Annotated in this window: 18 protein-coding genes; 13 read left to right on the forward strand and 5 right to left on the reverse strand. The window is 73.3% G+C overall.

Annotated features, from left to right (window positions below):
* Positions 1–106 precede the first annotated feature (106 nt).
* The 4 genes from ispG (at position 107) to AC0B9F_RS30830 (ending at position 4,652) form a co-directional block, all read left to right on the forward strand.
* On the forward strand, positions 107–1,264 hold the full coding sequence (gene ispG / locus AC0B9F_RS30815; RefSeq protein WP_472008049.1) for a flavodoxin-dependent (E)-4-hydroxy-3-methylbut-2-enyl-diphosphate synthase: 1,158 nt from the start codon (positions 107–109) through the stop codon (positions 1,262–1,264).
* Positions 1,265–1,464: 200 nt separating this feature from the next.
* Positions 1,465–2,313, forward strand: coding sequence for a GNAT family N-acetyltransferase (locus AC0B9F_RS30820; RefSeq protein WP_472008051.1), 849 nt, complete (start codon positions 1,465–1,467; stop codon positions 2,311–2,313).
* Positions 2,314–2,347: 34 nt separating this feature from the next.
* Positions 2,348–2,878 (forward strand): GNAT family N-acetyltransferase, encoded by a 531-nt coding sequence (locus AC0B9F_RS30825; RefSeq protein WP_472008053.1) that lies wholly within the window; start codon positions 2,348–2,350, stop codon positions 2,876–2,878.
* Positions 2,879–2,951: 73 nt separating this feature from the next.
* The gene (locus AC0B9F_RS30830) at positions 2,952–4,652 is read left to right on the forward strand and encodes a proline--tRNA ligase (RefSeq protein ID WP_472008054.1); all 1,701 of its coding nucleotides are present in this window, start codon (positions 2,952–2,954) and stop codon (positions 4,650–4,652) included.
* Positions 4,653–5,066: 414 nt separating this feature from the next.
* Here AC0B9F_RS30830 and AC0B9F_RS30835 read toward each other — a convergent pair whose 3' ends face one another.
* The 3 genes from AC0B9F_RS30835 to AC0B9F_RS30845 are packed head-to-tail and all read right to left on the reverse strand — an operon-like array spanning position 5,067 to position 7,077.
* Positions 5,067–5,981 (reverse strand): aminoglycoside phosphotransferase family protein, encoded by a 915-nt coding sequence (locus AC0B9F_RS30835; protein ID WP_472008055.1) that lies wholly within the window; start codon positions 5,979–5,981, stop codon positions 5,067–5,069.
* Between the two features lie 23 nt (positions 5,982–6,004).
* Positions 6,005–6,445: a ferritin-like domain-containing protein gene (locus tag AC0B9F_RS30840; protein WP_472008057.1), complete on the reverse strand. Its 441-nt coding sequence runs from the start codon at positions 6,443–6,445 to the stop codon at positions 6,005–6,007.
* Positions 6,442–7,077 carry a hypothetical protein gene (locus AC0B9F_RS30845; RefSeq protein WP_472008058.1) on the reverse strand — a complete coding sequence of 212 codons (636 nt, stop codon included), beginning with the start codon at positions 7,075–7,077 and terminating at the stop codon, positions 6,442–6,444. The genes AC0B9F_RS30840 and AC0B9F_RS30845 overlap by 4 nt, the downstream gene beginning before the upstream one ends.
* A 281-nt stretch (positions 7,078–7,358) precedes the next feature.
* On the opposite strand from AC0B9F_RS30845, the gene rimP reads away from it, so the two are divergent.
* The 9 genes from rimP (at position 7,359) to AC0B9F_RS30890 (ending at position 19,555) form a co-directional block, all read left to right on the forward strand.
* On the forward strand, positions 7,359–7,862 hold the full coding sequence (gene rimP / locus AC0B9F_RS30850; protein ID WP_472008059.1) for a ribosome maturation factor RimP: 504 nt from the start codon (positions 7,359–7,361) through the stop codon (positions 7,860–7,862).
* Between the two features lie 2 nt (positions 7,863–7,864).
* Positions 7,865–8,875 (forward strand): transcription termination factor NusA, encoded by a 1,011-nt coding sequence (gene nusA / locus AC0B9F_RS30855; protein ID WP_472008060.1) that lies wholly within the window; start codon positions 7,865–7,867, stop codon positions 8,873–8,875.
* 102 nt (positions 8,876–8,977) lie between these two features.
* The gene (locus tag AC0B9F_RS30860) at positions 8,978–9,274 is read left to right on the forward strand and encodes a YlxR family protein (RefSeq protein WP_472008062.1); all 297 of its coding nucleotides are present in this window, start codon (positions 8,978–8,980) and stop codon (positions 9,272–9,274) included.
* Between the two features lie 152 nt (positions 9,275–9,426).
* A complete protein-coding gene (infB, locus tag AC0B9F_RS30865; protein ID WP_472008063.1) occupies positions 9,427–12,510 on the forward strand; it encodes a translation initiation factor IF-2 in 3,084 nt (1,027 codons plus the stop codon).
* A gap of 193 nt (positions 12,511–12,703) precedes the next feature.
* Positions 12,704–13,000, forward strand: coding sequence for a DUF503 domain-containing protein (locus tag AC0B9F_RS30870; protein WP_472008120.1), 297 nt, complete (start codon positions 12,704–12,706; stop codon positions 12,998–13,000).
* A 41-nt stretch (positions 13,001–13,041) separates the two neighbouring features.
* Positions 13,042–13,497: a 30S ribosome-binding factor RbfA gene (gene rbfA / locus AC0B9F_RS30875; protein WP_472008065.1), complete on the forward strand. Its 456-nt coding sequence runs from the start codon at positions 13,042–13,044 to the stop codon at positions 13,495–13,497.
* Positions 13,494–14,399 carry a tRNA pseudouridine(55) synthase TruB gene (gene truB, locus AC0B9F_RS30880; RefSeq protein WP_472008066.1) on the forward strand — a complete coding sequence of 302 codons (906 nt, stop codon included), beginning with the start codon at positions 13,494–13,496 and terminating at the stop codon, positions 14,397–14,399. Before rbfA ends, truB begins: the two co-directional genes overlap by 4 nt.
* Before the next feature lie 238 nt (positions 14,400–14,637).
* Positions 14,638–18,387 carry a trypsin-like peptidase domain-containing protein gene (locus AC0B9F_RS30885; RefSeq protein ID WP_472008068.1) on the forward strand — a complete coding sequence of 1,250 codons (3,750 nt, stop codon included), beginning with the start codon at positions 14,638–14,640 and terminating at the stop codon, positions 18,385–18,387.
* Positions 18,388–18,598: 211 nt separating this feature from the next.
* Entirely contained in the window at positions 18,599–19,555 is a 957-nt protein-coding gene (locus AC0B9F_RS30890; protein ID WP_472008069.1) for a bifunctional riboflavin kinase/FAD synthetase, read from the forward strand.
* 143 nt (positions 19,556–19,698) lie between these two features.
* On the opposite strand, the gene AC0B9F_RS30895 is transcribed toward AC0B9F_RS30890, so the two are convergent.
* The gene (locus tag AC0B9F_RS30895; protein WP_472008071.1) at positions 19,699–23,538 is read right to left on the reverse strand and encodes an SCO5717 family growth-regulating ATPase; all 3,840 of its coding nucleotides are present in this window, start codon (positions 23,536–23,538) and stop codon (positions 19,699–19,701) included.
* 357 nt (positions 23,539–23,895) lie between these two features.
* Entirely contained in the window at positions 23,896–24,606 is a 711-nt protein-coding gene (locus AC0B9F_RS30900) for a hypothetical protein (protein ID WP_472008073.1), read from the reverse strand.

Consider the following 24,606-nt stretch of genomic DNA (forward strand, 5'->3'; position numbering starts at 1 on the left):
ACGGGTGTGATGTGCCCGCGCGATCGCCCGTGCCGTAATCTCGAAATCCGGAGCCCGCCGCTGACGGGACCGGGACCTTGATCCACGACTTGGGGTTGCACAGCAGATGACTGCGATTTCTCTCGGCATGCCGTCCGTTCCGACCAAGCTCGCCGAGCGCCGGAAGAGCCGGCAGATCCAGGTCGGATCCGTGGCGGTCGGCGGAGACGCCCCCGTCTCGGTGCAGTCGATGACCACGACCCGCACGTCCGACATCGGCGCCACGCTCCAGCAGATCGCCGAGCTCACCGCCTCCGGCTGCCAGATCGTGCGCGTGGCCTGCCCCACCCAGGACGACGCCGACGCCCTCGCCACCATCGCCCGCAAGTCGCAGATCCCGGTCATCGCCGACATCCACTTCCAGCCGAAGTACGTCTTCGCCGCCATCGAGGCCGGCTGCGCCGCGGTCCGCGTCAACCCCGGCAACATCAAGCAGTTCGACGACAAGGTCAAGGAGATCGCCAAGGCCGCCAAGGACCACGGCACCCCGATCCGCATCGGCGTCAACGCCGGCTCGCTGGACCGGCGCCTGCTCCAGAAGTACGGCAAGGCGACCCCCGAGGCCCTGGTCGAGTCGGCCCTGTGGGAGGCGTCCCTCTTCGAGGAGCACGACTTCCGCGACATCAAGATCTCGGTCAAGCACAACGACCCGGTCGTGATGATCGAGGCCTACCGTCAGCTCGCCGAGCAGTGCGACTACCCCCTCCACCTCGGCGTCACCGAGGCCGGCCCCGCCTTCCAGGGCACGATCAAGTCGGCTGTCGCCTTCGGCGCCCTGCTCTCCCAGGGCATCGGCGACACCATCCGCGTCTCCCTCTCGGCCCCGCCCGCCGAGGAGGTCAAGGTCGGCCTGCAGATCCTGCAGTCCCTGGGCCTGCGCCAGCGCGGCCTGGAGATCGTCTCCTGCCCGTCCTGCGGCCGCGCCCAGGTCGACGTCTACAAGCTCGCCGAAGAGGTCACCGCCGGCCTCACCGGCATGGACGTCCCGCTGCGCGTCGCCGTCATGGGCTGCGTCGTCAACGGCCCCGGCGAGGCCCGCGAAGCCGACCTCGGCGTCGCCTCCGGCAACGGCAAGGGCCAGATCTTCGTCAAGGGCGAGGTCATCAAGACCGTCCCCGAGTCCAAGATCGTCGAGACGCTGATCGAAGAGGCGATGAAGCTCGCCGAGCAGATGGAGAAGGACGGCACCGCCTCCGGCGAACCCTCGGTGACGGTAGCGGGCTGAACACCCGGGGCGCCGGGCGGATCAAGCACCCCGAAGGGGCGCGGGGCTGTGCCGACATACGGCTCCGCCGCGTGGGCGCGAGCAGCCACGACGGAGCCGCAGGCGCCCGCGACCAGGAACTCCCTGATCGAAAGGCGCCCGGCAAAGCGGCGCAGCTATAGTGCGGAGATCAGTGCACACCCGACCGTGAGGCCCCGCCCGTGCTGACCCAGACCACCTCACGGGTCCTCGAACCGAGCGACCTGGACGCCGCGCTCGCCGTCCTGAACCGCGAGCCCGTCATGAACGCTTTCGTGACCTCCCGTGTCCAGGTCGCGGGCCTCGACCCGTGGCGGCTCGGCGGCGAGATGTGGGGCTGGTACGAGGACGGCATGCTCACGTCCCTGTGCTACGCGGGCGCCAACCTCGTCCCGATCTGCGCCACCCCCCGCGCGGTGCGGGCCTTCGCCGACCGCGCCCGGCGGGCCGGCCGCCGCTGCTCCTCGATCGTCGGCCCCTCCGGCCCGACCTCCGAGCTGTGGCGCCTCCTCGAACCCAGCTGGGGCCCCGCCCGCGACGTCCGCGCCCACCAGCCCCTGATGGTCACCGACCGCATGCCCGGCGACATCGCCCCGGACCCCTACGTCCGCCGCGTCCGCAAGGACGAGATGGAGACGATCATGCCGGCCTGCGTGGCGATGTTCACCGAGGAGGTCGGCGTCTCCCCGCTGGCCGGCGACGGCGGCCTGCTGTATCAGGCCCGGGTCGCCGAACTCGTCGGCTCCGGCCGCTCCTTCGCCCGCGTCGACGAACACGGCAAGGTGATGTTCAAGGCGGAGATCGGCGCGGCCACCCCGCAGGCGTGCCAGATCCAGGGCGTGTGGGTGGACCCCGAGTACCGCGGCAAGGGCCTCGCGGCCCCCGGCATGGCTGCCGTCCTGCGCTACGCGCTGGCCGACGTGGCACCCGTGGTGAGCCTGTACGTCAACGACTTCAACACCCCCGCCCGCCGGACGTACCGCCGCGTCGGCTTCCGCGAGGCCGGCGAGTTCATGAGCGTGCTTTTCTGATCCCCGTGCACAAGCCCCCCTGTAGGCTCCCGGCATGGATGTCGTGATCGGCCCGCTGGACCTGTCCGCCCACGTCGACGAGGCACTGGCCGTCCAGGCCGTCGCCTTCGGACTGGGCGCCGACGAGGTGGCCGTACGCCGTCAGATCGTCATCCGCCACATGAGCCACCCGGGCGCCCGCGCCCTCGGCGCCACCGTCGAAGGCCGCCTCGTCGGCTTCGTCTACGGCATGCCCAACGACCGCACCCACTGGTGGTCCACGGTCGTCGAGCCCTATCTGCGGGCCCAGGGCCACGAGGAGTGGCTCGACGCCGCCTTCGTGATCACCGAGCTGCACGTCCACCCCGACCACCAGAACCACGGCATCGGCCGCAGCCTGATCACCACGATCACCGACAGCGCCACCGAGCCCCGCTCGATCCTCTCCGCGATCGACACCGAGAGCCCCGCCCGCGCGCTGTACCGCTCCCTCGGCTACCGCGACCTCGCCCGCCAGGTCCACTTCCCGAGCGCCCCCAAGCCGTACGCCGTGATGGGCGCCCCCCTCCCGCTGCGCCACCGGTAACGGATTTCCGGCCACGGCAGCCGCCCGGCTAACCTCCTAGCCATCACCTACACGTAGCGGGAGTAAGAGAGCCATGGCGAACGCACCGGTCCAGCGCATGTCCCAGTTGATGGCGAAGACGCTGCGCGACGACCCGGCGGACGCCGAGGTCCTCAGCCACAAGCTCCTCGTCCGCGCCGGCTACGTCCGCCGCACCGCCGCCGGCATCTGGACCTGGCTGCCGCTCGGCAAGAAGGTCCTCGCCAACGTCGAGCGGATCGTGCGCGAGGAGATGGACGCCATCGGCGCCCAGGAGGTGCTCCTCCCCGCCCTGCTGCCCCGCGAGCCGTACGAGGCGACCGGCCGCTGGGACGAGTACGGCGCCGAGCTGTTCCGCCTCCAGGACCGCAAGGGCGGCGACTACCTGCTCGGCCCCACCCACGAGGAGATCTTCACCCTCCTGGTGAAGGACCAGGCGTCGTCCTACAAGGACCTGCCGGTGATCCTCTACCAGATCCAGACGAAGTTCCGCGACGAGGCCCGTCCCCGCGCCGGCATCCTGCGCGGCCGCGAGTTCCTGATGAAGGACTCCTACTCCTTCGACCTGGAGGACGAGGGCCTGGCGAAGTCCTACGCCCTGCACCGCGCGGCCTACCAGAAGATCTTCGCCCGCCTCGGCCTGGACTACCGCATCTGCGCGGCGACCGCCGGTGCGATGGGCGGCTCGAAGTCGGAGGAGTTCCTCGCCCCGGCCGAGGCCGGCGAGGACACCTTCGCCGACTGCCCGAACTGCGACTTCGCGGCCAACACCGAGGCGATCACCTACGAGCTGAAGCCGGTCGACGCCACCGGCGCACCCGCCGCCGAGGACATCCCGACCCCCGCCACGCCCACCATCGAGACCCTGGCCGCCCACCTCGGCGTCCCGGCCTCCGCCACCCTGAAGAACCTCCTGGTGAAGGTGGACGGCGAGATCGTCGCCGTCGGCGTCCCCGGCGACCGCGAGGTCGACATGGGCAAGGTCGAGGCGCACTTCGCCCCGGCCACGGTCGAGATGGTCACCGAAGAGGACTTCGCGACCCGCACCGACCTGGTCCGCGGCTACGTCGGCCCGCAGGGCCTCGACAAGGTGAAGTACATCGCCGACCCGCGCGTCGCCCCCGGCACCGCGTGGATCACCGGCGCGAACAAGGCCGACACCCACGCCAAGAACGTCGTCGCCGGACGTGACTTCGAGGTCGACGAGTACGTCGACGTCGTGGTCGTCCAGGACGGCGACCCCTGCCCCCGCTGCGGCACCGGCCTCAAGCTGGACCGCGCCATCGAGATCGGCCACATCTTCCAGCTGGGCCGCAAGTACGCCGACGCGCTCAAGCTGGACGTCCTCGGCCAGAACGGCAAGCCGGTCCGCGTCACCATGGGGTCCTACGGCGTCGGCGTCTCCCGCGCGGTCGCGGCCCTCGCCGAGCAGACCGCCGACGACAAGGGCCTGTGCTGGCCCCAGGAGGTCGCCCCGGCCGACGTCCACGTGGTCGCCGCGGGCAAGGCGCTGCAGACCGAGCTGGCCCTCGACGTCTCCGAGCAGCTCGCCGCGGCCGGCGTCCGCGTCCTCGTCGACGACCGCGCGGGCGTCTCCCCGGGCGTGAAGTTCACCGACGCGGAACTGATCGGCGTGCCCTGGATCCTGGTCGCGGGCCGCCGCGCGGCCGAGGGCGTCGTAGAACTGAAGGACCGCCGCACGGGAGAGCGCGAGGAACTCCCCGTAACCGAAGCGGTCACCCGCCTCACGCGCTGACCCCACCACCCACCACGTTGCAAACGCCCCCGGCATCGGCACCGGGGGCGGGCTACGTGTCCCGGCGTCCAGTGGCGCGCGGGGGAGGCACGACGGCCCGCAGCTGCGCACGCGCGGGCGGAATGGGCGACGGCCCGCAGTCGCGCGCGGCGGGGAGGGGACGGGGTGGGGGGTGTCCGCCCGCAGCGGCCGGCACCGGGCAACGGCACAGGCCCGGAAACGGGCGGCCGGACCGAGGACGGACACCCCCCACCCCGGCCCCGACCCACAAACCGCCGGTAGGCGCGACGCACGCCACGACGCAACCGCAACGGGCCGCCGCAGGCATCAAAGGGGCGCGGGGAACTGCGCGAGCAACCACAACGCTCCCGCAGACGAACAACCGCCAAGGCGCCGCAGGCACCCGGCACCCCCCTACAACCACCCCGCAAACTCCAACAACAACTCCGCATCCCCCTCCCGCCCCACCCGCCGAGCCCGCACCCCCGACTCCACGGCCCGAAACAGCGTCCACCCCCGCAACCGCTCCTGATCGACCTCCAGCGACTCCGCGAGCCGCTTCACCCGCCGCCGCGTGGTCGTCGCCCCCGACGGCGACGCGATCAGATCCTCCACCCGGTCCCGCACCAGCCGCGCCAGATCGAAGGCGCACTCGCCCACCACCGGATCCGGCCCCACCGCCAGCCACGGCATCCGGTCCCCGGCCAGCACCTTGCTCTGCCGGAAGGTCCCGTGCAGCAGCCGCCCCTCGGGCGGAGCCACCAGCAACGCGTCCCGCGCGGCCAGCGCCTCCGTCACCAACGGCGCCACCTCGGCGTCCCGCTCGGCGCTCGCCCGCATCGCGTCCGCCTGCCGCCCGGTCCGCTCGGCGACCGTCTCGAAGGTGTACTCCGTGGGCGGCTCCACCCACAGCCGCCGCAAGGTCCCCGCGGCCTCCAGCAACGCCCGCGCCTCCGGCAACGACCGCACGGACACCTCGGGATGCAGCCGCTCCAACAGCAGCACCCCCGGCGAGGCGACCGCCTGATCCACCCCCGCGGACAGCAACTGCACGGCCCCGCGCCCACCCCAGTGGGCCAGCGCCGCCCGCTCCGCCTCCGGCCGGGCCCGCCGCGGCGCCAGCTTCAGCACCGCGGGCGTCCCGTCCGCACACCGCACCAGCAGCACGAGGCTGCTGCGACCGCCCGGCACCTGCACCCGCTCGACGGTCAACTCGCGTAGCGCGACGGCCTGCGCCACGGCCTCCGGCAGCCCTTCCAGCCACTCGTCACCGCCCGGTGCCGTCTCACTCAGCGCCCTCAACAGACGCCGCGGCGGTTCGAAAGCCATACGCGAGCCGCTCCTTCCTTCCGCTACGCCGTGGGCGTCCCGACCCGTTCGGCGAGCCCAGGGAAGGCTACGCTCCCGCCGCGCCACCGCACCGCCCGGACCGCCGCCTCCCGCAGCGCGCCGGCCGCGTCCCGCCGCCGCTCCCCGGCGCTGGCCCGCACCAGGTCGGAGTACACCCCGGCGACACGTTCCTCCAGGTCGGCGGCGAGCCGTGCCGCCGCCGCGGTGTCCGGCACCGGGAACGGCAGCGCGTATCCGGCCGCCGCGGCGACCGGCCGCGCGCCCCGGTCGCGCACCTCGCGCGCCAGGGCGTCCCGCCGCGCCCGGTGCGCGTCGTACGCCGCCCGGGCCTCCGCGCGCCGGGCGGTGCCGATCCGGCCGCCGACGACGCCGTAGCCGTACACGGCGGCGTGCTCGGCGGCCAGTGCCGCCTGCAGCGCTGCGATCACCCCGGTGTCTCTCATGCGGCCCCCTCCGTCAGCAGAAACGCGTGCGCCGCCCCGGCCGCCGCCACGGAGGCCAGCAGCCGCGCCAGCTCGCCGTCGACGTCGACCAGCTCGGCGGTGCGCCGGTCGGCCAGCTCCCGCTCGGCGGCGGCCAGCTGCGCCAGCGCCTCCGTCTCGGTCCCGGGAACGCCGGGCGCCGGGGACACCGACGCGGAAGGAGAAGCCGCCACCGAAGAGGACGCCGACGGACTCCCCGGCGGACTCACCGACGGAGACGCCGACGGACTCCCCAAAGGACTCCCCAACGGACTCCCTGACGGGCTCCCGGAAGCCGTGGACGTGCCCACCGCACCCCCCGCCCCCCCGAACGCCTCCACATGCCGCACGACCTCCGCCCGCAGCGCCCCGATCCGCCCCGCCAGCGGCGGGTGGGCGGCGAGCACGGCGTCGTACCGCTCCACCAGCCCGGCGCTGTCCCGCGCCGCACGCGTGCGCGTGCGCTCGGTCACCGACGTACTGCCGCCCGTGCCTCCGTCACCGTTCCCGGAGCCGCCGGAGCAGCCCGTGACGAGGAGGGCGCCCGCGGCGGACGCGGTGAGCAGGGTTCGTCTGCGCGGCCCCGAGGGCAGGCGCGGCGGAGGGAACGGCACGGCAGTCGTCCTCAGGGAACTCGTACGAGCGAAACCGGCGGGCACACGGCCCGTGATCACCGTACCCGCGCCGGTGCCGGCCACCACTCAGCGGCACCACCCACCACCCGTCGGCACCCCGGACCGGCCCGCCACCACGCACCGGCGCCGAGCCCGCACGGCCACCACGCACCGGCACCGCCCGTACACAGGTGGACGGCATCACCGTCCGGGACCGGATACCCTTTGACCTGACACGCGACCCATCCCACAACAGCACACGCGGCCGAGGAGTCACCCGGATGAGCACCACCCACAACGAGAGGCTGCGGGAACTGCTGGAACCGCTCGTGACCTCCCAGGGCCTGGATCTCGAAGAGATCGCCGTGGACTCCGTCGGACGCAAGCGTGTGCTGCGCGTCGTCGTGGACTCCGACACCGGAGCCGACCTGGATCAGATCGCCGATGTGAGCCGCGAGCTCTCGGCGAAGCTCGACGAGACCGACGCGATGGGCGAGGGGGAGTACACCCTCGAGGTCGGCACCCCCGGCGCGGAGCGCCCTCTCACCGAGCACCGGCACTACGTGCGTGCCACGGGCCGGCTGGTGAGGTTCCAGCTGGCCGAGGGCGGCGAGTTGGTCGCGCGGATCCTGACGGTCGACGACGAAGGACTCGACCTCGAGGTGCCCGGGGTCAAGGGACGCAAGGCCACCAGCCGCCGAATCGCCTTCCCGGAGATCGAGAAGGCGCGCGTGCAGGTGGAATTCAGCCGCAAGGACAAGAACGAGAACGCAGAGGAGGCGTAGCCGTGGACATCGACATGAGTGCCCTGCGGGGCTTGGTCCGGGAGAAGGAGATCTCCTTCCCCCTGCTGGTCGAGGCGATCGAGTCGGCCCTCCTCATCGCCTACCACCGCACCGAGGGAAGCCGCCGACACGCGCGCGTGGAGCTCAACCGGGAGACCGGGCATGTGACCGTGTGGGCGAAGGAGGACCCGGACGACCTCGAGGAGGGCCAGGAGGCCCGCGAGTTCGACGACACCCCCTCCGGCTTCGGCCGGATCGCCGCGACCACCGCCAAGCAGGTGATCCTCCAGCGCCTTAGGGACGCGGAGGACGACGCGACGCTCGGCGAGTACGCCGGCCGCGAGGGCGACATCGTCACCGGCGTGGTCCAGCAGGGCCGCGACCCGAAGAACGTGCTGGTCGACATCGGCAAGCTGGAGGCCATCCTGCCGGTGCAGGAGCAGGTCCCCGGTGAGACCTACCCGCACGGCCTGCGCCTTCGGTCGTACGTCGTACGGGTGGCGAAGGGTGTGCGCGGTCCGTCCGTCACGCTCTCGCGCACCCACCCCAACCTGGTGAAGAAGCTGTTCGCGCTGGAGGTCCCGGAGATCGCCGACGGTTCCGTCGAGATCTCCGCGATCGCCCGTGAGGCCGGCCACCGCACCAAGATCGCCGTCCGTTCCACCCGCTCGGGCCTGAACGCCAAGGGCGCCTGCATCGGCCCGATGGGCGGCCGGGTGCGCAATGTCATGGGCGAGCTGAACGGCGAGAAGATCGACATCGTCGACTGGTCGGACGACCCGGCCGAGATGGTGGCGAACGCGCTGTCACCCGCACGGGTGTCGAAGGTCGAGATCGTCGACATGTCGACCCGTTCCGCCCGGGTGACCGTCCCCGACTACCAGCTGTCGCTGGCGATCGGCAAGGAAGGCCAGAACGCCCGGCTCGCGGCCCGGCTCACCGGCTGGCGGATCGACATCCGCCCGGACACCGAGCAGGCCGGTCAGCCGCAGGAGCAGTCCTCCGGGGAATAAATACCGGCCGCGCGTGGCTGAGATCACGACAGGTTGGTGTACAGCAACTGTTCGAATCCTGCCCCGAAGGGGTGGGGTGCGTACGGGGAGGTAGACTTAAGGGTGTCTGGCCGGACACGGGACCGAGCATGCCCTGAACGCACCTGTGTGGGGTGCCGGGAACGAGCGGCCAAGACAGAGCTGCTGCGCATCGTGGCGATCAAGGACGAATGTGTCCCCGATCCACGCGGTACGCTGCCCGGCCGGGGTGCGTACGTGCACCCCGCCCTGGTCTGTCTCGATCAGGCGGTACGCCGCCGGGCGTTCACGCGGGCACTGCGCGCCCCGGGAACGCTCGACACAAAGGCGTTGCGCCAGTACGTCGAGCAGGCAACAGTTGCCGAGCAGGCAACACGGTAAGGAAGAAGACGTGCCGCACGGCACCCCGTGCGGTGTAGGTACCTCGCGAGTCGAAAGCAGGTCGAGATTGCGATGAGCACTCGATGAGTACGCGATGAGTACGCCCATGAACTAGCGACGGTCCGGCTTCACCCGGACCTCAAAGGAGCGAAGTGGCTAAGGTCCGGGTATACGAACTCGCCAAGGAGTTCGGTGTCGAGAGCAAGGTCGTCATGGCCAAGCTCCAGGAACTCGGTGAATTCGTCCGTTCGGCGTCTTCGACGATCGAAGCGCCAGTGGTACGCAAGCTGACCGACGCCTTCCAGGGAGGTGGCTCCGGCAAGTCCGGCAAGCCCGCCGCCCCGAAGAAGGCCGCCCCCAAGCCCGCCGCGCCCGCCCCGGCGCAGGCGGCTCGTCCGGCTGCTCCCAAGCCGCCGGCCGCACCCAAGCCCGCGGCGGAGCAGCCCGCGGCCCCGTCGGCGCCCGCGCCGGCCGCCTCCGGCCCGCGTCCGGTGCCGGGTCCCAAGCCCGCGCCGCGCCCGGCTCCGGCCGCCCCGGAGTTCACCGCTCCGCCGGCCGCCCCCGCCGCTCCGCAGGCTCCCGCCGCCCAGCCCCCGGCCGCCCAGGCTCCGCGCTCCGGCGCGCGTCCCGGCGCTCCGCGGCCCGGCGCCCGTCCCGGTGCTCCGGGTCAGGGCCGTGACGGTGGCCAGGGCCAGCGTCCCGCCGCCGCTCAGGGTGGCGCGCGTCCCGGTGGCGGTGCGCCGCGTCCGGGTGCCCGTCCGGCCGGCCCGCGTCCGGGCAACAACCCCTTCACCTCCGGCGGCAACGCCGGCATGGCGCGTCCGCAGGCTCCCCGCCCGCAGGGCGCCCCGCGTCCCGGCGGTCCCGGTGCTCCCGGCGGTCCCCGTCCGCAGGGCTCCGGCGGCCAGGGCGGCGGTCCTCGTCCGCAGACTCCGGGCGGCGCCCGTCCGACCCCGGGCGGCATGCCTCGCCCGCAGGGCGCAGGCCCCGGCGGTCCGCGTCCCGGCGGTCCGCGTCCGAACCCCGGCATGATGCCGCAGCGTCCCGCTGCCGGCCCGCGTCCCGGCGGCGGCCCCGGCGGTCGTGGTCCGGGCGGCGCGGGTCGTCCCGGCGGTGGCGGCGGTCGTCCGGGCGGCGGCGGCTTCGCCGGTCGTCCCGGCGGCGGTGGCGGTGGCGGCTTCGCCGGTCGTCCCGGTGGTCCCGGCGGCGGTGGCGGTGGCGGCTTCGCCGGTCGTCCCGGCGGTCCCGGTGGCGGCGGTGGCCGTCCCGGCTTCGGTGGCCGTCCCGGCGGTCCCGGTGGCCGCGGTGGCACGCAGGGCGCCTTCGGCCGTCCCGGCGGTCCCGCGCGTCGCGGTCGCAAGTCGAAGCGGCAGAGGCGCCAGGAGTACGAGGCCATGCAGGCCCCGAGCGTCGGCGGCGTGATGCTGCCGCGCGGCAACGGTGAGGCCATCCGTCTCTCCCGCGGCGCGTCGCTCACCGACTTCGCGGAGAAGATCAACGCCAACCCGGCGTCGCTCGTCGCGGTCATGATGAACCTCGGCGAGATGGTCACCGCCACGCAGTCCGTCTCCGACGAGACCCTGCAGCTCCTCGCCGGCGAGATGAACTACACGGTTCAGATCGTCAGCCCGGAGGAGGAGGACCGCGAGCTTCTCGAGTCCTTCGACATCGAGTTCGGCGAGGACGAGGGCGACGAGGAGGACCTGGTGGTCCGCCCGCCGGTCGTCACCGTCATGGGTCACGTCGACCACGGTAAGACCCGACTGCTCGACGCCATCCGCAAGACGAACGTCATCGCGGGCGAGGCCGGCGGCATCACCCAGCACATCGGTGCCTACCAGGTCTCCACCGAGGTCAACGACGAAGAGCGCAAGATCACCTTCATCGACACCCCGGGTCACGAGGCGTTCACCGCCATGCGTGCCCGTGGTGCGAAGTCGACCGACATCGCGATCCTGGTCGTCGCGGCCAACGACGGCGTCATGCCGCAGACGGTCGAGGCGCTCAACCACGCCAAGGCGGCCGACGTGCCGATCGTGGTCGCGGTCAACAAGATCGACGTCGAGGGCGCCGACCCGACCAAGGTGCGCGGTCAGCTGACCGAGTACGGCCTGGTGGCCGAGGAGTACGGCGGCGACACCATGTTCGTCGACATCTCCGCCAAGCAGGGTCTGCACATCGACTCGCTGCTGGAGGCCGTGGTCCTCACGGCCGACGCCTCGCTCGACCTGCGGGCCAACCCGAACCAGGACGCGCAGGGCATCTCGATCGAGTCCCGTCTCGACCGCGGCCGCGGTGCCGTGGCGACGGTCCTCGTGCAGCGAGGCACCCTGCGGGTCGGCGACACGATGGTCGTGGGCGACGCCTACGGCCGTGTGCGCGCCATGCTCGACGACAACGGCAACAACGTCGCCGAGGCCGGCCCGTCGACGCCGGTCCAGGTCCTGGGCCTGACCAACGTCCCGGGTGCGGGTGACAACTTCCTGGTGGTCGACGAGGACCGTACGGCCCGTCAGATCGCCGAGAAGCGTGCCGCCCGTGAGCGCAACGCCGCGTTCGCCAAGCGCACGCGCCGCGTGTCGCTGGAGGACCTGGACAAGGTGCTCAAGGCCGGCGAGGTCCAGCAGCTGAACCTGATCATCAAGGGTGACGCTTCTGGTTCCGTCGAGGCCCTGGAGTCCTCCCTGCTCCAGCTGGACGTCGGCGAAGAGGTCGACATCCGCGTCCTGCACCGCGGTGTCGGTGCGGTCACGGAGTCCGACATCGACCTGGCGATGGGCTCCGACGCCATCGTGATCGGCTTCAACGTCCGCGCGGCCGGCCGCGCGGCGCAGATGGCCGAGCGCGAGGGTGTGGACGTCCGGTACTACTCGGTCATCTACCAGGCGATCGAGGAGATCGAGGCGGCCCTCAAGGGCATGCTCAAGCCGGAGTACGAAGAGGTCGAGCTCGGTACGGCGGAGATCCGCGAGGTCTTCAAGTCGTCCAAGCTGGGCAACATCGCGGGTGTTCTCATCCGCTCCGGCGAGGTCAAGCGCAACACCAAGGCGCGCCTGGTCCGCGATGGCAAGGTCATCGCGGAGAACCTCAACATCGAGGGTCTGCGTCGCTTCAAGGACGACGTCACCGAGATCCGCGAAGGCTACGAGGGTGGTATCAACCTCGGAAACTTCAACGACATCAAGGTCGACGACGTCATCGCGACGTACGAGATGCGCGAGAAGCCGCGGGTGTGACACCCCCGGTGCGTGCCGGCCGACGGGACCGAGTGTCCCGTCGGCCGGTGCGCCGTTTGCGGCCCCTTCCCACGGTCCACGGAGCGTAATATCCGTCGATCGTGCGGGCCGCTTCGTTGTACGGTTCTTGATGTCCCCGGCCGCACGGCTGCGGGCCATCGATCCCGTACCGGCGGGTGAACCGGTTACACACATGTACGTGGGGACGCTGTCCTTCGACCTCCTCCTCGGCGATGTCCATTCGCTGAAGGAGAAGCGCTCCGTCGTCCGCCCGATCGTCGCCGAACTCCAGCGCAAGTACGCCGTGAGCGCGGCCGAGGTGGACCACATCGACCTCCACCGGCGGACGATCATCGGCCTCGCCGTGGTCTCCGGCGACGCGGGGCACCTCACCGACGTACTCGACCGGTGTGAACGGCTGGTCGCCGGCCGCCCCGAGGTGGAGCTGCTGTCCGTACGACGGCGGTTCCACGGCGAAGACGACGACTGACCACAGAACGCAAGCAGAAAGAAAGAACGGGAGACGGACCAGTGGCCGACAACGCGCGGGCGAAAAGGCTGGCGGACCTCATCCGAGAGGTGGTGGCCCAGAAGCTGCAGCGCGGGATCAAGGACCCGCGGCTCGGCTCGCACGTCACCATCACGGACACCCGGGTCACGGGTGACCTGCGGGAGGCGACCGTCTTCTACACGGTGTACGGCGACGAAGAGGAGCGCAAGGCCGCGGCCGCCGGTCTGGAGAGCGCCAAGGGCGTCCTCCGCTCGGCCGTCGGGGCGGCCGCCGGTGTGAAGTTCACGCCGACCCTGACCTTCGTGGCCGACGCCCTTCCGGACACCGCCAAGAACATCGAGGACCTGCTCGACCGGGCGCGCCAGTCCGACGAGAAGGTGCGCGAGGTCTCCGCCGGCGCCGCCTACGCCGGTGAGGCCGACCCGTACCGCAAGCCGGGCGAGGACGACGACGAGACGGACGACGCCGCCGAATGACCAGCAAGCCCACCCCGCCCGACGGCCTCGTCATCGTCGACAAGCCGTCGGGCTTCACTTCGCACGACGTGGTCGCCAAGATGCGCGGGATCGCCAGGACCCGCCGTGTCGGCCACGCCGGCACCCTCGACCCGATGGCGACCGGCGTACTCGTCCTCGGCGTCGAGAAGGCCACCAAGCTCCTCGGCCACCTCGCGCTGACCGAGAAGGAGTACCTGGGCACCATCCGCCTCGGGCAGAACACGATCACCGACGACGCCGAGGGGGACCTCACCTCCTCCACCGACGCCTCGCAGGTCACCCGGGACGCCATCGACGCCGGCGTCGCCCGGCTGACCGGCGAGATCATGCAGGTGCCGTCCAAGGTCAGCGCCATCAAGATCAACGGCGTGCGCTCCTACAAGCGGGCCCGCGAGGGCGAGGAGTTCGACATCCCGGCCCGCCCGGTCACCGTCTCCTCCTTCGCGGTGTACGACGTCAGTGAGGCCGTCGCCGAGGACGGCACCCCGGTGCTCGACCTGATCGTGTCCGTGGTCTGCTCCTCCGGCACCTACATCCGCGCCCTGGCCCGCGACCTCGGCGCCGACCTCGGCGTCGGCGGCCACCTCACCGCCCTGCGGCGCACCCGGGTCGGCCCGTACAAGCTGGACGCGGCCAAGACCCTGGACGAGCTCCAGCAGGAGCTGACGGTGATGCCGATCGCCGACGCGGCCGCCGCTGCGTTCCGCCGCTGGGACGTGGACGCCCGGCGCGCCCGGCTGCTCGGCAACGGCGTACGGCTGGAGATGCCCGACGAGTACGCGGACGCCGGTACCGTCGCCGTCTTCGGCCCGGAGAACCGGCTGCTCGGCCTCGTCGAGTCGCACAAGGGCAAGGCCAAGAGCCTCGCGGTCTTCGCCTGACCGAGGGGACCTGCCCGTGGAGCGGCGGTCACGGGGTACTCACTGCCGCCGCTCCACGGTCCCCCCTCGGTTCCCCCCTCCCTAGGGTGTACACAGCACCCCCGCTCCATTCACCCGTCCGGCAGGCGCTCGGAGTGAACCAAGGGAGCGCAGGGGGGCGCGTTCCCCACGCCGTCTGTCCCGCCGATCACCCCGCGCCTACCGTCGAGGCAAGAGGCGCAGGGCGGGAGGTACGACGATGGCGGGACGGAGCCTGCGGGACCGCTCCCGGCACCCGCACGACACCCCGTCCTCCCGGCACCCGCATGACACCCCCTCCCCGGCCGGTCCCGACGCGGCCCTCGTCCGCATCCACGACCTGGCCGGGCGCCTCCGCGGCCTCGGCTTCGCCGCCGACCACCACGGCACCGTCGTCACCAGTCACGAGACCGTCGACGGCCTGGCCCGCCTCGCGCTCCACGGCACGGACGACCGCGGCTGCGTCGTCACCGCCGACGCCGTCACCCCGCTGCCCGAGCGCGGCCTCGCCCTCGTCCGCACCGACGGCCTCGGCGCCGGCCCGCTCCCGCTCACGGCCCGGGACCGCGCCGACACCGGCGCCTATGTCCGCCTCCCCGCCGGCCGCTGGCGCGAGGCCCGCCTCCTCGGCACGACGAGCGTGACGTACACCGCCACCGACCGCTTCCACCTCCTCGACGCGCTGGAACTGGCGATCGGCACCTCCGGCCGGGACGCCCTCCGGCTGGGCGGCGGGGCCGCCGGCGCCCCCGTGCTCGACGCCACCACCGGCGCCGTCGTCGGCGTCGTCGGGACCGCGCTGCGCGCCGGCCACCGCGACTGCGGGTTCGCCGTGCCCCTGCGGCCCGCCCCGCCCGGCCCGCTCGCCGAGCTGCTCGCCCGCAACGCGGCCACCGTCCCCGCCTACGGAGCCGACCTCAACCTCGCCGCCGTCCTGGAACTCACCGCCACCTCCGCGGGCTCCGACGGCCCGCCCCCGCTCGAGCCGCGACCGGTCGAACGCGCCCTTCCGGCACGGGAGTTCGCCGCCTTCACGACCGGCCCGGCCGCCGTCCTCGCCCTTGTCGGGGCCCCCGGCAGCGGCCGTACGACGGAACTGGCCGCCCTCGCGGAGCGCCGCCACCACGGCCCCGACCCCGCACCCACCCTGTGTCTGCGCGGCGCCGACCTCGCCGGCGACGACACCTCCGTCGCCGACGCGGCCGGCCGCGCCCTCGCCCGCGCGGCGCGCATCGTCGCCGCCTCACGCGCCACCCAGGCCCTGGGGGGCCTCGACCCCGACCGGGTGGCCCGCCTCGCCCGGGACGCCGGCCGCCCACTGCTCCTGCTGCTGGACGGCCCCGAGGAGATGCCGCCCGGCCTCGCGCACCGCCTTGGAGAGTGGACCGCGGGGACGGCGGCGTGGCTGGCGCGGACCGGGGCCCGGCTGGTGGTGGCCTGCCGGGCGGAGCACTGGGAAGAGGCCGGGGTGCGCTTCCCGCCCCGGCTGCTGCACGGACGTCCGGCGCTCGGGCTGCCGCCCTGCGTACGCCTCGACGGCCTCAGCGACGAGGAGGCCCGCCTCGCCCGCGCACGGCACGGCATCCCCGACACCACCCTCACCGGCGCCGACGCCCGCCACCCCCTCACCCTGCGGCTGCTCGGAGAGGTCCGCGCGGCTTTGCCCGACCTGCCCTCTGCTTCGCCGTCGCCGTCACCCGGCGTGGGCGCGGGCCCCTCCGACCCGCCGTCCCCTTCGCCGTCTGCGCCGGCCGCCATGGGCGCGGGATGCCCCGGGCCGCCGTCTGCTTCGTCGTCTGCGTCGGCCGCCATGGGCGCGGGATGCTCCGGGCCGCCGTCTGCTTCGTCGTCTGCGTCGGCCGCCATGGGCGCGGGATGTTCCGGGCCGCCGTCTGCTTCGTCGCCCTCGCCTCCTGACGTGGGCGCGGGCCCCTGCGAGCCGCTGTCCGCCGTCCGCGTCGACCGGCACGATGTCCTCGCCGCCCACCTGGACCTGATGTGCCTGCGCATCGCCGTCCGGCTCGCCGCCGGGCGCGGGCTGCGCGGCACGGCCGTGCGGCGGCTCGCCGCGAAGGTCGCCGGTCAGATCCACGAGGCGGCCCGGCGCAGCCTCGGCCCGGGCCAGAGCGTACTGGACCGGGACTCGTTCGAGACCCTCTTCCCCTGGGGACAGGCCCCGGCCGCACTCGGCGGCGGCACCGGCTGGGCCTCGGCCGTGCTCGCCGAGGGCGTTTTCGTCCCGGCCGGCGACGGCTACCGCTTCGCCCACGAGGAGGTCGCCGACTACGTCCAGGGCATCCACCTCGACCTCGACGCGGCCCTGCGCGCCCTCGTCCACGGCAGCGACGACGACCGCCTGCCCGTCGGCAGTGACGACGACCGCCCCCTGCCCGTCGGCTGCGAAGACGGCCCCCCGCCCGTCCCGCACCACCGCATCGGCCCGGTCGTACAGGCACTGCTCCTGCTGGAGCGCCAGCAGGGCCCGCACGCCCTCGCCGCACGCCTGTCCGGGCTGCTCGACGCGCTGGACGCCGACCCGCAGTCCTGGTGGGCCGCCCACCTGCTCGCCGACACCCTGCCGCGCGTGCCGGACGGCACCCGTCACCTCGCCGTGCTGCGCGGCCTCGCCGACCGCATCGCCGAGCGGCGCCTCGCACCGACCTGGTTCGGGCCGGCCTTCTGGACGTCCCTCGCACTGGACCCGCCCGGCCTCCTCGACCTGCTGCGCCGGCTCGTCCTCGCCGACCCCGCCCCGCAGGACGCCGGGACACCGCGGTTCCTGGACACGGTCGCGGAACTGCTCGCCGCCGACCCCACCGCCGTACAACGGCACCTGGTGCGCTGGTTCGACGACGGGCGACCGCTGCCCGCGACCCCGCACGCCACCGTCGCGACGGCCGCCCAGGCGCTGCTGCACACTCACCGGCACCATGCCCTCGACGACCTCACCGAGGCCCTCGTGGACGCGGCCCACCCCCGCGCCGACGAACTCCTCGGCGTCCTTGCCGAGGAGGAGCCGTCCGCGCTGTGCCGGGCCGTCGACCGCTGGGCCCACGACGACCGGCCCGCCCGCCGGGCGGCAGCCATGACACACGGACTGCGGGCCGCCCCCCACGTACACACCGACGCCGACCGCACACTGCTGTGCTACGCCGCCCTCACCCTGCTCGCCGACCCCGCCCTGCACGGTGGCGCGCTCGCCCTCCTCGTCCGCGACCCCCACACCCGCGCCCGCCACCTGCCGCACGCCGTGCGCCACTTCACCGCCGGCGACCGGCAGTTGCCACCGGCCGCCCTCGCCTCCGCCCTGCCGACCCATCCCGAAGACGTCCTGGAAGCCTTCCGCACCCGGCTGCTCACGGCCGACCCGCAGGACGCGGGACGGACCCTGGCCGCACTCGCCGACGCCGCGCCGCAGGCCCTGGCCCGCCGCGTCGCCGACGTCCTGCGGGAGGCGATGCAGCGGCGGCCCGAGGTGCTGGCGGAGCGCCTGGCCGGATACGCGGCCCGCCGCCTGGACCGGGGCGGCGACGCCCGCCCGGTGCTGTTCCCGCTGCTCAGCGGCCTGCTACGGGACGGCCCCGACCGCGTGCGCACGGCCCTCGCCACCGTCCTCGCCGACCCCGGCACTCCCGCCTCCGCGGCGCTGCGCCGTGACCTGCGTGACGTCGTGCTGGCCCAGGAACGAGACCCGGCCGTGCTCGACACGCTGCTGCACGCGGCCGTCCCCGCGACCGCCGGCGACGAACAGCGCGCCCTGGTCCAGCGCGTCGGCCTCCTCCTCGTCCGCACCCCCGAGGGCGCCGCCCGCTACGACCGGGCCCTGGTCGACCTGGCCCGCCACGTTCCCGGCTTCGCCACCCGCCTGACCGGCTGGTTCACCGCCGCCCCGGCCGACTGGGCGGCGCTCGTCGGCCCCAGCGCCCGGCGCACGATCGAGCAACTGTCCGGCGTCCGGGTCCCCGCGTGACGTCCCGCATGACCGTCCCGCATGACCGTCCCGCATGGCCGTCCCGTATGAACACGCCCCGACTCGCCGCCCGGAAAGGGTCCCGGACCGGCCCCGACGGCGTGCACCCGGTCACAGCGACGATGCCGATGCAGGCAGGGCGGGCGCGGCATGGCACCCTTAGACCTGCGTAAGAACGTAGACACGGACACGGGTTCGAGGAGCGGTCACAGTGCAGCGCTGGCGTGGCTTGGAGGACATCCCCCAGGACTGGGGGCGCAGCGTCGTCACCATCGGCTCCTACGACGGGGTGCACCGGGGTCATCAGCTGATCATCCAGCACGCCGTGGACCGCGCCCGTGAGCTGGGCGTCCCCGTCGTCGTCGTCACCTTCGACCCGCACCCCAGCGAGGTCGTCCGCCCCGGCAGCCACCCGCCGCTGCTCGCCCCGCACCACCGCCGCGCCGAGCTGATGGCGGGCCTGGGCGTGGACGCGGTGCTGATCCTGCCCTTCACGACGGAGTTCTCGAAGCTCTCGCCCGCCGACTTCGTCGTCAAGGTCCTGGTCGACAAACTGCACGCGAAGGCGGTCGTCGAGGGCCCCAACTTCCGCTTCGGCCACAAGGCCGCGGGCAACGTGGAGTTCCTCACCGAACAGGGCAAGGTGTACGACTTCGAGGTCGAGGTCGTCGACCTGTACGTGTCCGGCGAGGCGGGCGGCGGGCAGCCGTTCTCCTCCACGCTGACCCGGCGCCTGGTCGCCGAGGGAGACCTGGTCGGCGCCGCCGAGATCCTCGGCCGCCCGCACCGCGTGGAGGGCGTGGTCGTGCGCGGAGCCCAGCGCGGCCGCGAACTCGGCTTTCCCACGGCCAACGTCGAGACCCTCCCGCACACCGCGATCCCGGCCGACGGCGTCTACGCCGGCTGGCTGCACGCGAACGGCGAGGCGATGCCGGCCGCGATCTCCGTGGGCACCAACCCGCAGTTCGACGGCACCGAGCGCACGGTGGAGGCGTACGCCATCGACCGCGTCGGGCTGGACCTGTACGGCCTGCACGTGGCCGTCGACTTCCTGGCCTTCGTGCGCGGGCAGGCGAAGTTCGACACGCTGGACGCGCTGCTGGAGCAGATGTCGCAGGACGTGAAGCGCTGCCGGGAACTGGTGGCGGGGTCGCAGCCGCCGCGCTGACCCAACCCCTTACGACGCCGAAGGGCGGCCGGTGCCTGAGGGCACCGGCCGCCCTTTCGTATGGCCTGCGGCTCCAGTTGGAGCTGCGACTGCGACTGCGACTGCGACTGCGACTGCGACTGTGGCTGCCGCGTGTGCTGTGGCTACTGCTGGGGCGGGGCCGGGGGCTGTCCGGGCTGCCCCGGCCGTCCCTGCTGGTACGCGGGGGGCTGCGGGTAGCCGTAGCCGGCGGGCGGGTAGGGCTGCGGGTCGGGCTGGCCCGGCTGCCCCGGCTGGGCCGCCTGCGGATCGGGCTGCTGGGCGGGCACCGCCGGCTGTCCGTGCTGGGGGTACGGCTGTCCCGGCGGGGGAGCGGCCTGGGGATACGGCTGTCCCGGCTGGGCGGCGGCCTGCGGGTAGGGCTGTCCGGGCTGGGCGGCGGCCTGGGGGTACGGCTGTCCGGGCTGGGCGGCGGCCGGGGAGAAGGGCTGACCGGGCTGGGGTGCGGCGGCCTGCGGGTACGGCTGACCGGGCTGGCCCGGCTGACCGGGGATCGGCTGGGCCGGCGCGGGCTGTCCGGTGGCGGGCTGCCCGGGCACCGACTGGCCGGGGTAGGGCTGACCGGGGAAGGGCTGGCCCGCGACCGGCGGAGGGCCGGGGTACGGCTGGTCGGGCGCCTGCGTGCCCGGGTAGGGCTGCTCGGGAGCCGGCTGGCCCGGGTACGACTGGTCCGGATACGGCTGGCCCGGGTAGGGCTGGCCGGGAGTCGGCTGGCCCGGGAAGTGCTGTCCGGGCATCGGCTGTCCGGGCATCGGTTGTCCGGGCATCGGCTGTCCGGGCATCGGCTGGCCGGGGGCGGACTGGCCCGGGAGGGGCGGGGCGGCCACCGGCGGCGGGTTGCCGTCGCTGGTCCACAGGCCGTGCGACTGCTGGTGACGGACGAAGTCCTCGGCGATCATCGCCGCGAGGTTGAAGTACGCCTCCCGCACCTTGGGCCGCATCATGTCGAGGTCGACCTCGGCACCGGCGGACAGATGCTCGTCGAACGGCACCACGATCACCCCGCGGCAGCGGGTCTCGAAGTGCGACACGATGTCCTCGACCTTGATCATCTTGCCGGTCTCGCGGACCCCGGAGATGACGGTGATGGACCGGGCGACCAAGTCGGCGTACCCGTGTGCGGACAGCCAGTCGAGCGTCGTGCTGGCGCTGCTCGCACCGTCCACGGACGGCGTCGAGATGATGATCAGCTGATCGGCGAGGTCGAGCACGCCGCGCATCGCACTGTAGAGCAGGCCGGTACCGGAGTCCGTGAGGATGATCGGGTACTGCTTGCCGAGCACGTCGATGGCGCGCCGGTAGTCCTCGTCGTTGAACGTGGTCGAGACGGCCGGGTCGACGTCGTTGGCGATGATCTCCAGGCCGGACGGCGCCTGCGAGGTGAACCGCCGGATGTCCATGTAGGAGTTGAGGTGCGGGATCGCCTGGACGAGGTCACGGATGGTGGCCCCGGTCTCCCGGCGCACCCGGCGCCCGAGGGTGCCCGCGTCCGGGTTGGCGTCGATGGCGAGGATCTTGTCCTGCCGCTCGGTGGCGAGGGTCGAGCCCAGCGCGGTGGTGGTGGTCGTCTTGCCCACGCCGCCCTTGAGGCTGATGACCGCGATCCGGTAGCAGGACAGCACGGGCGTGCGGATGAGGTCGAGCTTGCGCTGCCGCTCGGCCTCCTCCTTCTTGCCGCCCAGCTTGAACCGCGAACCACCGCTGACCGGGCGGCTGCTCTTCGCCTTCTGCTTCTTGGTGTTGAGCAGCCGGTCGGAGGACAGCTCCACGGCGGCGGTGTAACCGAGCGGCGCACCGGGATGGGTGCGCTGGCGCTGGTCATGCTGCATGGGCTGCGGCCAGGCGGCACCGAGCCGAGGATCGACCGGGGGCTGCGGGGCCGCCTGCGGAGCCTGCGCGGCGTCCGGCACGGGTGCCTGCGGCGCACCGGGGTACGCCTGACCGGGCTGACCGGGCTGACCGGGCTGACCGGGCTGGCCGGGCTGACTGGGCTGGCCCGGGTGACCCGGCTGGCCCGGGTGGGCCGGCGGCTGGGGGAAGCCGTAACCGCTGGGCTGCGCAGGGGGGTTGGGAGCAGCGGACTGCTCCGGCTGCGCACCGGGGTGCGGGAAGCCGTAACCGGCGGGCGGTTCGGGGGTGTTGGGCTGCGGGGGTGCCGCAGGGGTGGCGGTGGGCTGGGGGAAGCCGTAACCGGCGGGCGGCTGCGGGGCGTTGGGCTGCGGGGCCGGCGCTGGCGGGGTGGGTGCGCCCGGCTGCGGGAAGCCGTAGCCGCTCGGTGCCTGCGGGGTCGCGGTGGGCTGCGGGAAGCCGTAACCGGCGGGCGACTCGGGAGCGTTGGGCTGCGGAGCCTGTGCGGGCGGCGCGGGCGGGGTGGGTGCGCCGGGCTGGGGGAAGCCGTAGCCGCTTGGCGCCTGCGGGGGCGCCGTGGGCTGTGGGAAGCCGTAACCGGCGGGCGGGTGCGGCTGGCCGGGCTGCGGCGCGGCGGAGGTGTCCCAACCGGCCGGCGCGGGCTGCGGTGCCTGCGGCTGGAACGCAGGCTGCTCCTGGGCGGCGGCAGCGGGCTCCGGCTGTGACTGCACGGGCCACTGAGTCGCCGGGGCGGGCGCGGCGGGCTGATACGACGGCGGCAGCGGAGGAACTCCGGCCTGCGGAGCCGACGGGCTGTTCCAGCCGGCGGGCGGCGCGTCCTGCGGTTCGTCGGCCGCCGCGGCGACCGGCACGGCATCGGCAGACCCCGCCTGCGCCTCCTGCTCGGGGGCATCGGCGGGGGAGCCGTCCCCGGACGCGCCGGCGTCCTCGGAGCCGACCGCCTGAGCGTCGGCAGAGTCCTCTTCAACGGGCTCAGCGGACTCAGAGGACTCGTCGGTGGGCGCAGACATCTCGCCCTCGCCCTGGTTCTCACCCTCGTCGGCGTCCGCGCCCGAGTCATCCTGCGCCGCATCCGCGACCGACGACTCCGGAACCTCGGCCTCGGCCACGACGTCCGCGGAGCCGTCCTGATCGTCTGCCGCGTCAACGCTCTCATCAGCCGCGGCGACGTCCGCACGAATCTCGTCGCGTTCCTCGACCTTGGCCTCGACATCGGCCTTGTCGCCGGCCTCAGCCTCGGGCTCAGTCTTGTCGCCGGTCTCGGCTTCGGCCTGAACCCCTTCCTCGGCTTCCGCCTCCGCCTGAACCGCCGCGGCGTGCTCGGCGATCTGCCGCTTCAGCGCGACCGACGAGAAGCGCATGGTGGCACCGCTCTCGATGTCCCCGCTGCCGGACTCGGCACCGTCACCATCAGAGGCGGCAGGTGCGTCGGCCGAGGCGGAAGGAGCGTCAGCCGAACCGGCAGCCTCAGCGGAACCAACCGCCGGAGCCACCGAGGCACCCCACTGCCCCTGGAACCCAGGAACCGGAATGCTCGGCACAGCGGTCGGCGACGCGGGATGGGCGGACGGCGCCGGAGCGGGGGCCGGTGTCTCCCGCTGCGGCTCGAACCCGCTCCCCACCGGAAGCTTGGGCACGGCCACCGGGTTGCCACTCGGCGGCGGAGGCGGCATGTACGGAGCCCCCGGAGCCGGAGCCGGAGCCGAAGCCGGAGCAGACGCAGACGCCGGCGGAGTGTAGGGCGCCGGCGGAGGCGGAGAGAAGGACGACCCGGACCCACCGGCCGCGTGCGGCGGCGGCGTCAGCCCGGGCAGCGGAACGTTGGGAACGGCCGCCGGCCCCGGGGCCGCACCGCCTCCCGACGCCCCCGCCGAACCGGAACCGGACGCACCGGCCCCCGGCCCCGACCCGGAGCCCCCGCTCCCCGACCCCGCGGACGCGTTCTGCGTGTACCAGGCAGGCGGCGCGTAGTCGATGGTGAACTCGCCCGTCGTCTCGATGGCGGACTCCGCGTCGGGCTGGTCGTCGCCGGGCGTGGCCCAGCCCCCGCCGTTCCCGTCCCGATCGCTGCTCACAGTTCCTCCTGGTGTGGTCGAGCACCCCCACGCCGTGTCGGGGCGACCCTTGCGTGTCGTGCCAAGTCCTTCGAGGTCGTCCGATCCACCGGCCCTTCCCCCAGGGACACCGACGCCCCGTCCACGGGACCGGACGTCGCGCCCGCCCCCCAGCCTAATCACCAGCGGCCCCGTCTCAGCAGGCCTGCCCATCGGTCCGCGGTCGACTGCCGGGCCGCATCTACCCGTCGAGCCTCGGGCCACCTTGGCAGGAGTCGAGCAAACCGGGAGATAGCGCCAGAGAAACGCTCGCAAGAGGGGGTAGAACGGCCTCAAATATGTGCAGTTGTGCCGTGGCGACAGGACTTCAGCCGGACGTCAGTCCATCCGCCGTGGCGTACCCAACAATCCGATCTCGGCGTCCGTCGGCTGGGTCATGACGTACTGCCGGTCGCGGTCCGCACACCACAGCGTGACGCCGTCGGTGAGCGTGGGCAGGGTCTCCACGTCGCCCTGGGGCAGGACGATCGTGCGGCCCAGCTCCCTGGCCTCGTCCGGGGAGATCCGCTGGATACCGACAAGCCGGGCCTGACGTATGAGCCGCGGGGCAACCGGGCTGAGGTACGGCAGCAGGGTCAGCACCGACTGCCAGGGGCGCGACCCAACCCGTCCGCGCGGCGGTCGCATACCGCAGTCCCGCACCACCAGTACGGGTGTACCCGCCGAGGCGCCCTGCGGCGGCACGCGACCGACGTCGTACACGGCCAGCCCGTTCTGACCGCCGCCCATGGCGTGCACCATCTGCATCCATGCTTGCGCGCGACCGGTCTCCACGGCGACACGCGCCCCTGTCGCCGCGGCTCTCAGGGCGATGACCTGTGCGGTCCACAGGCCGCCGACAAGCACGACGTCGTACGGAGTCGGTCGATTGAGTCCGAGCACCGCGGGCTGTTGCCCGGCGTCGACACCGATGACGACACCGTCGTCTCCGATGGGCAGTGAGAGCATGTCCAGCTCATCCGTGGACAGTGTGTGCCGGCCGTGCCGCGGGCCGAGGAGCCCGAAGCCGGTGCGCGGCGTCCGCGGCAC

This window comes from Streptomyces sp. NPDC097129 (assembly GCF_055668065.1).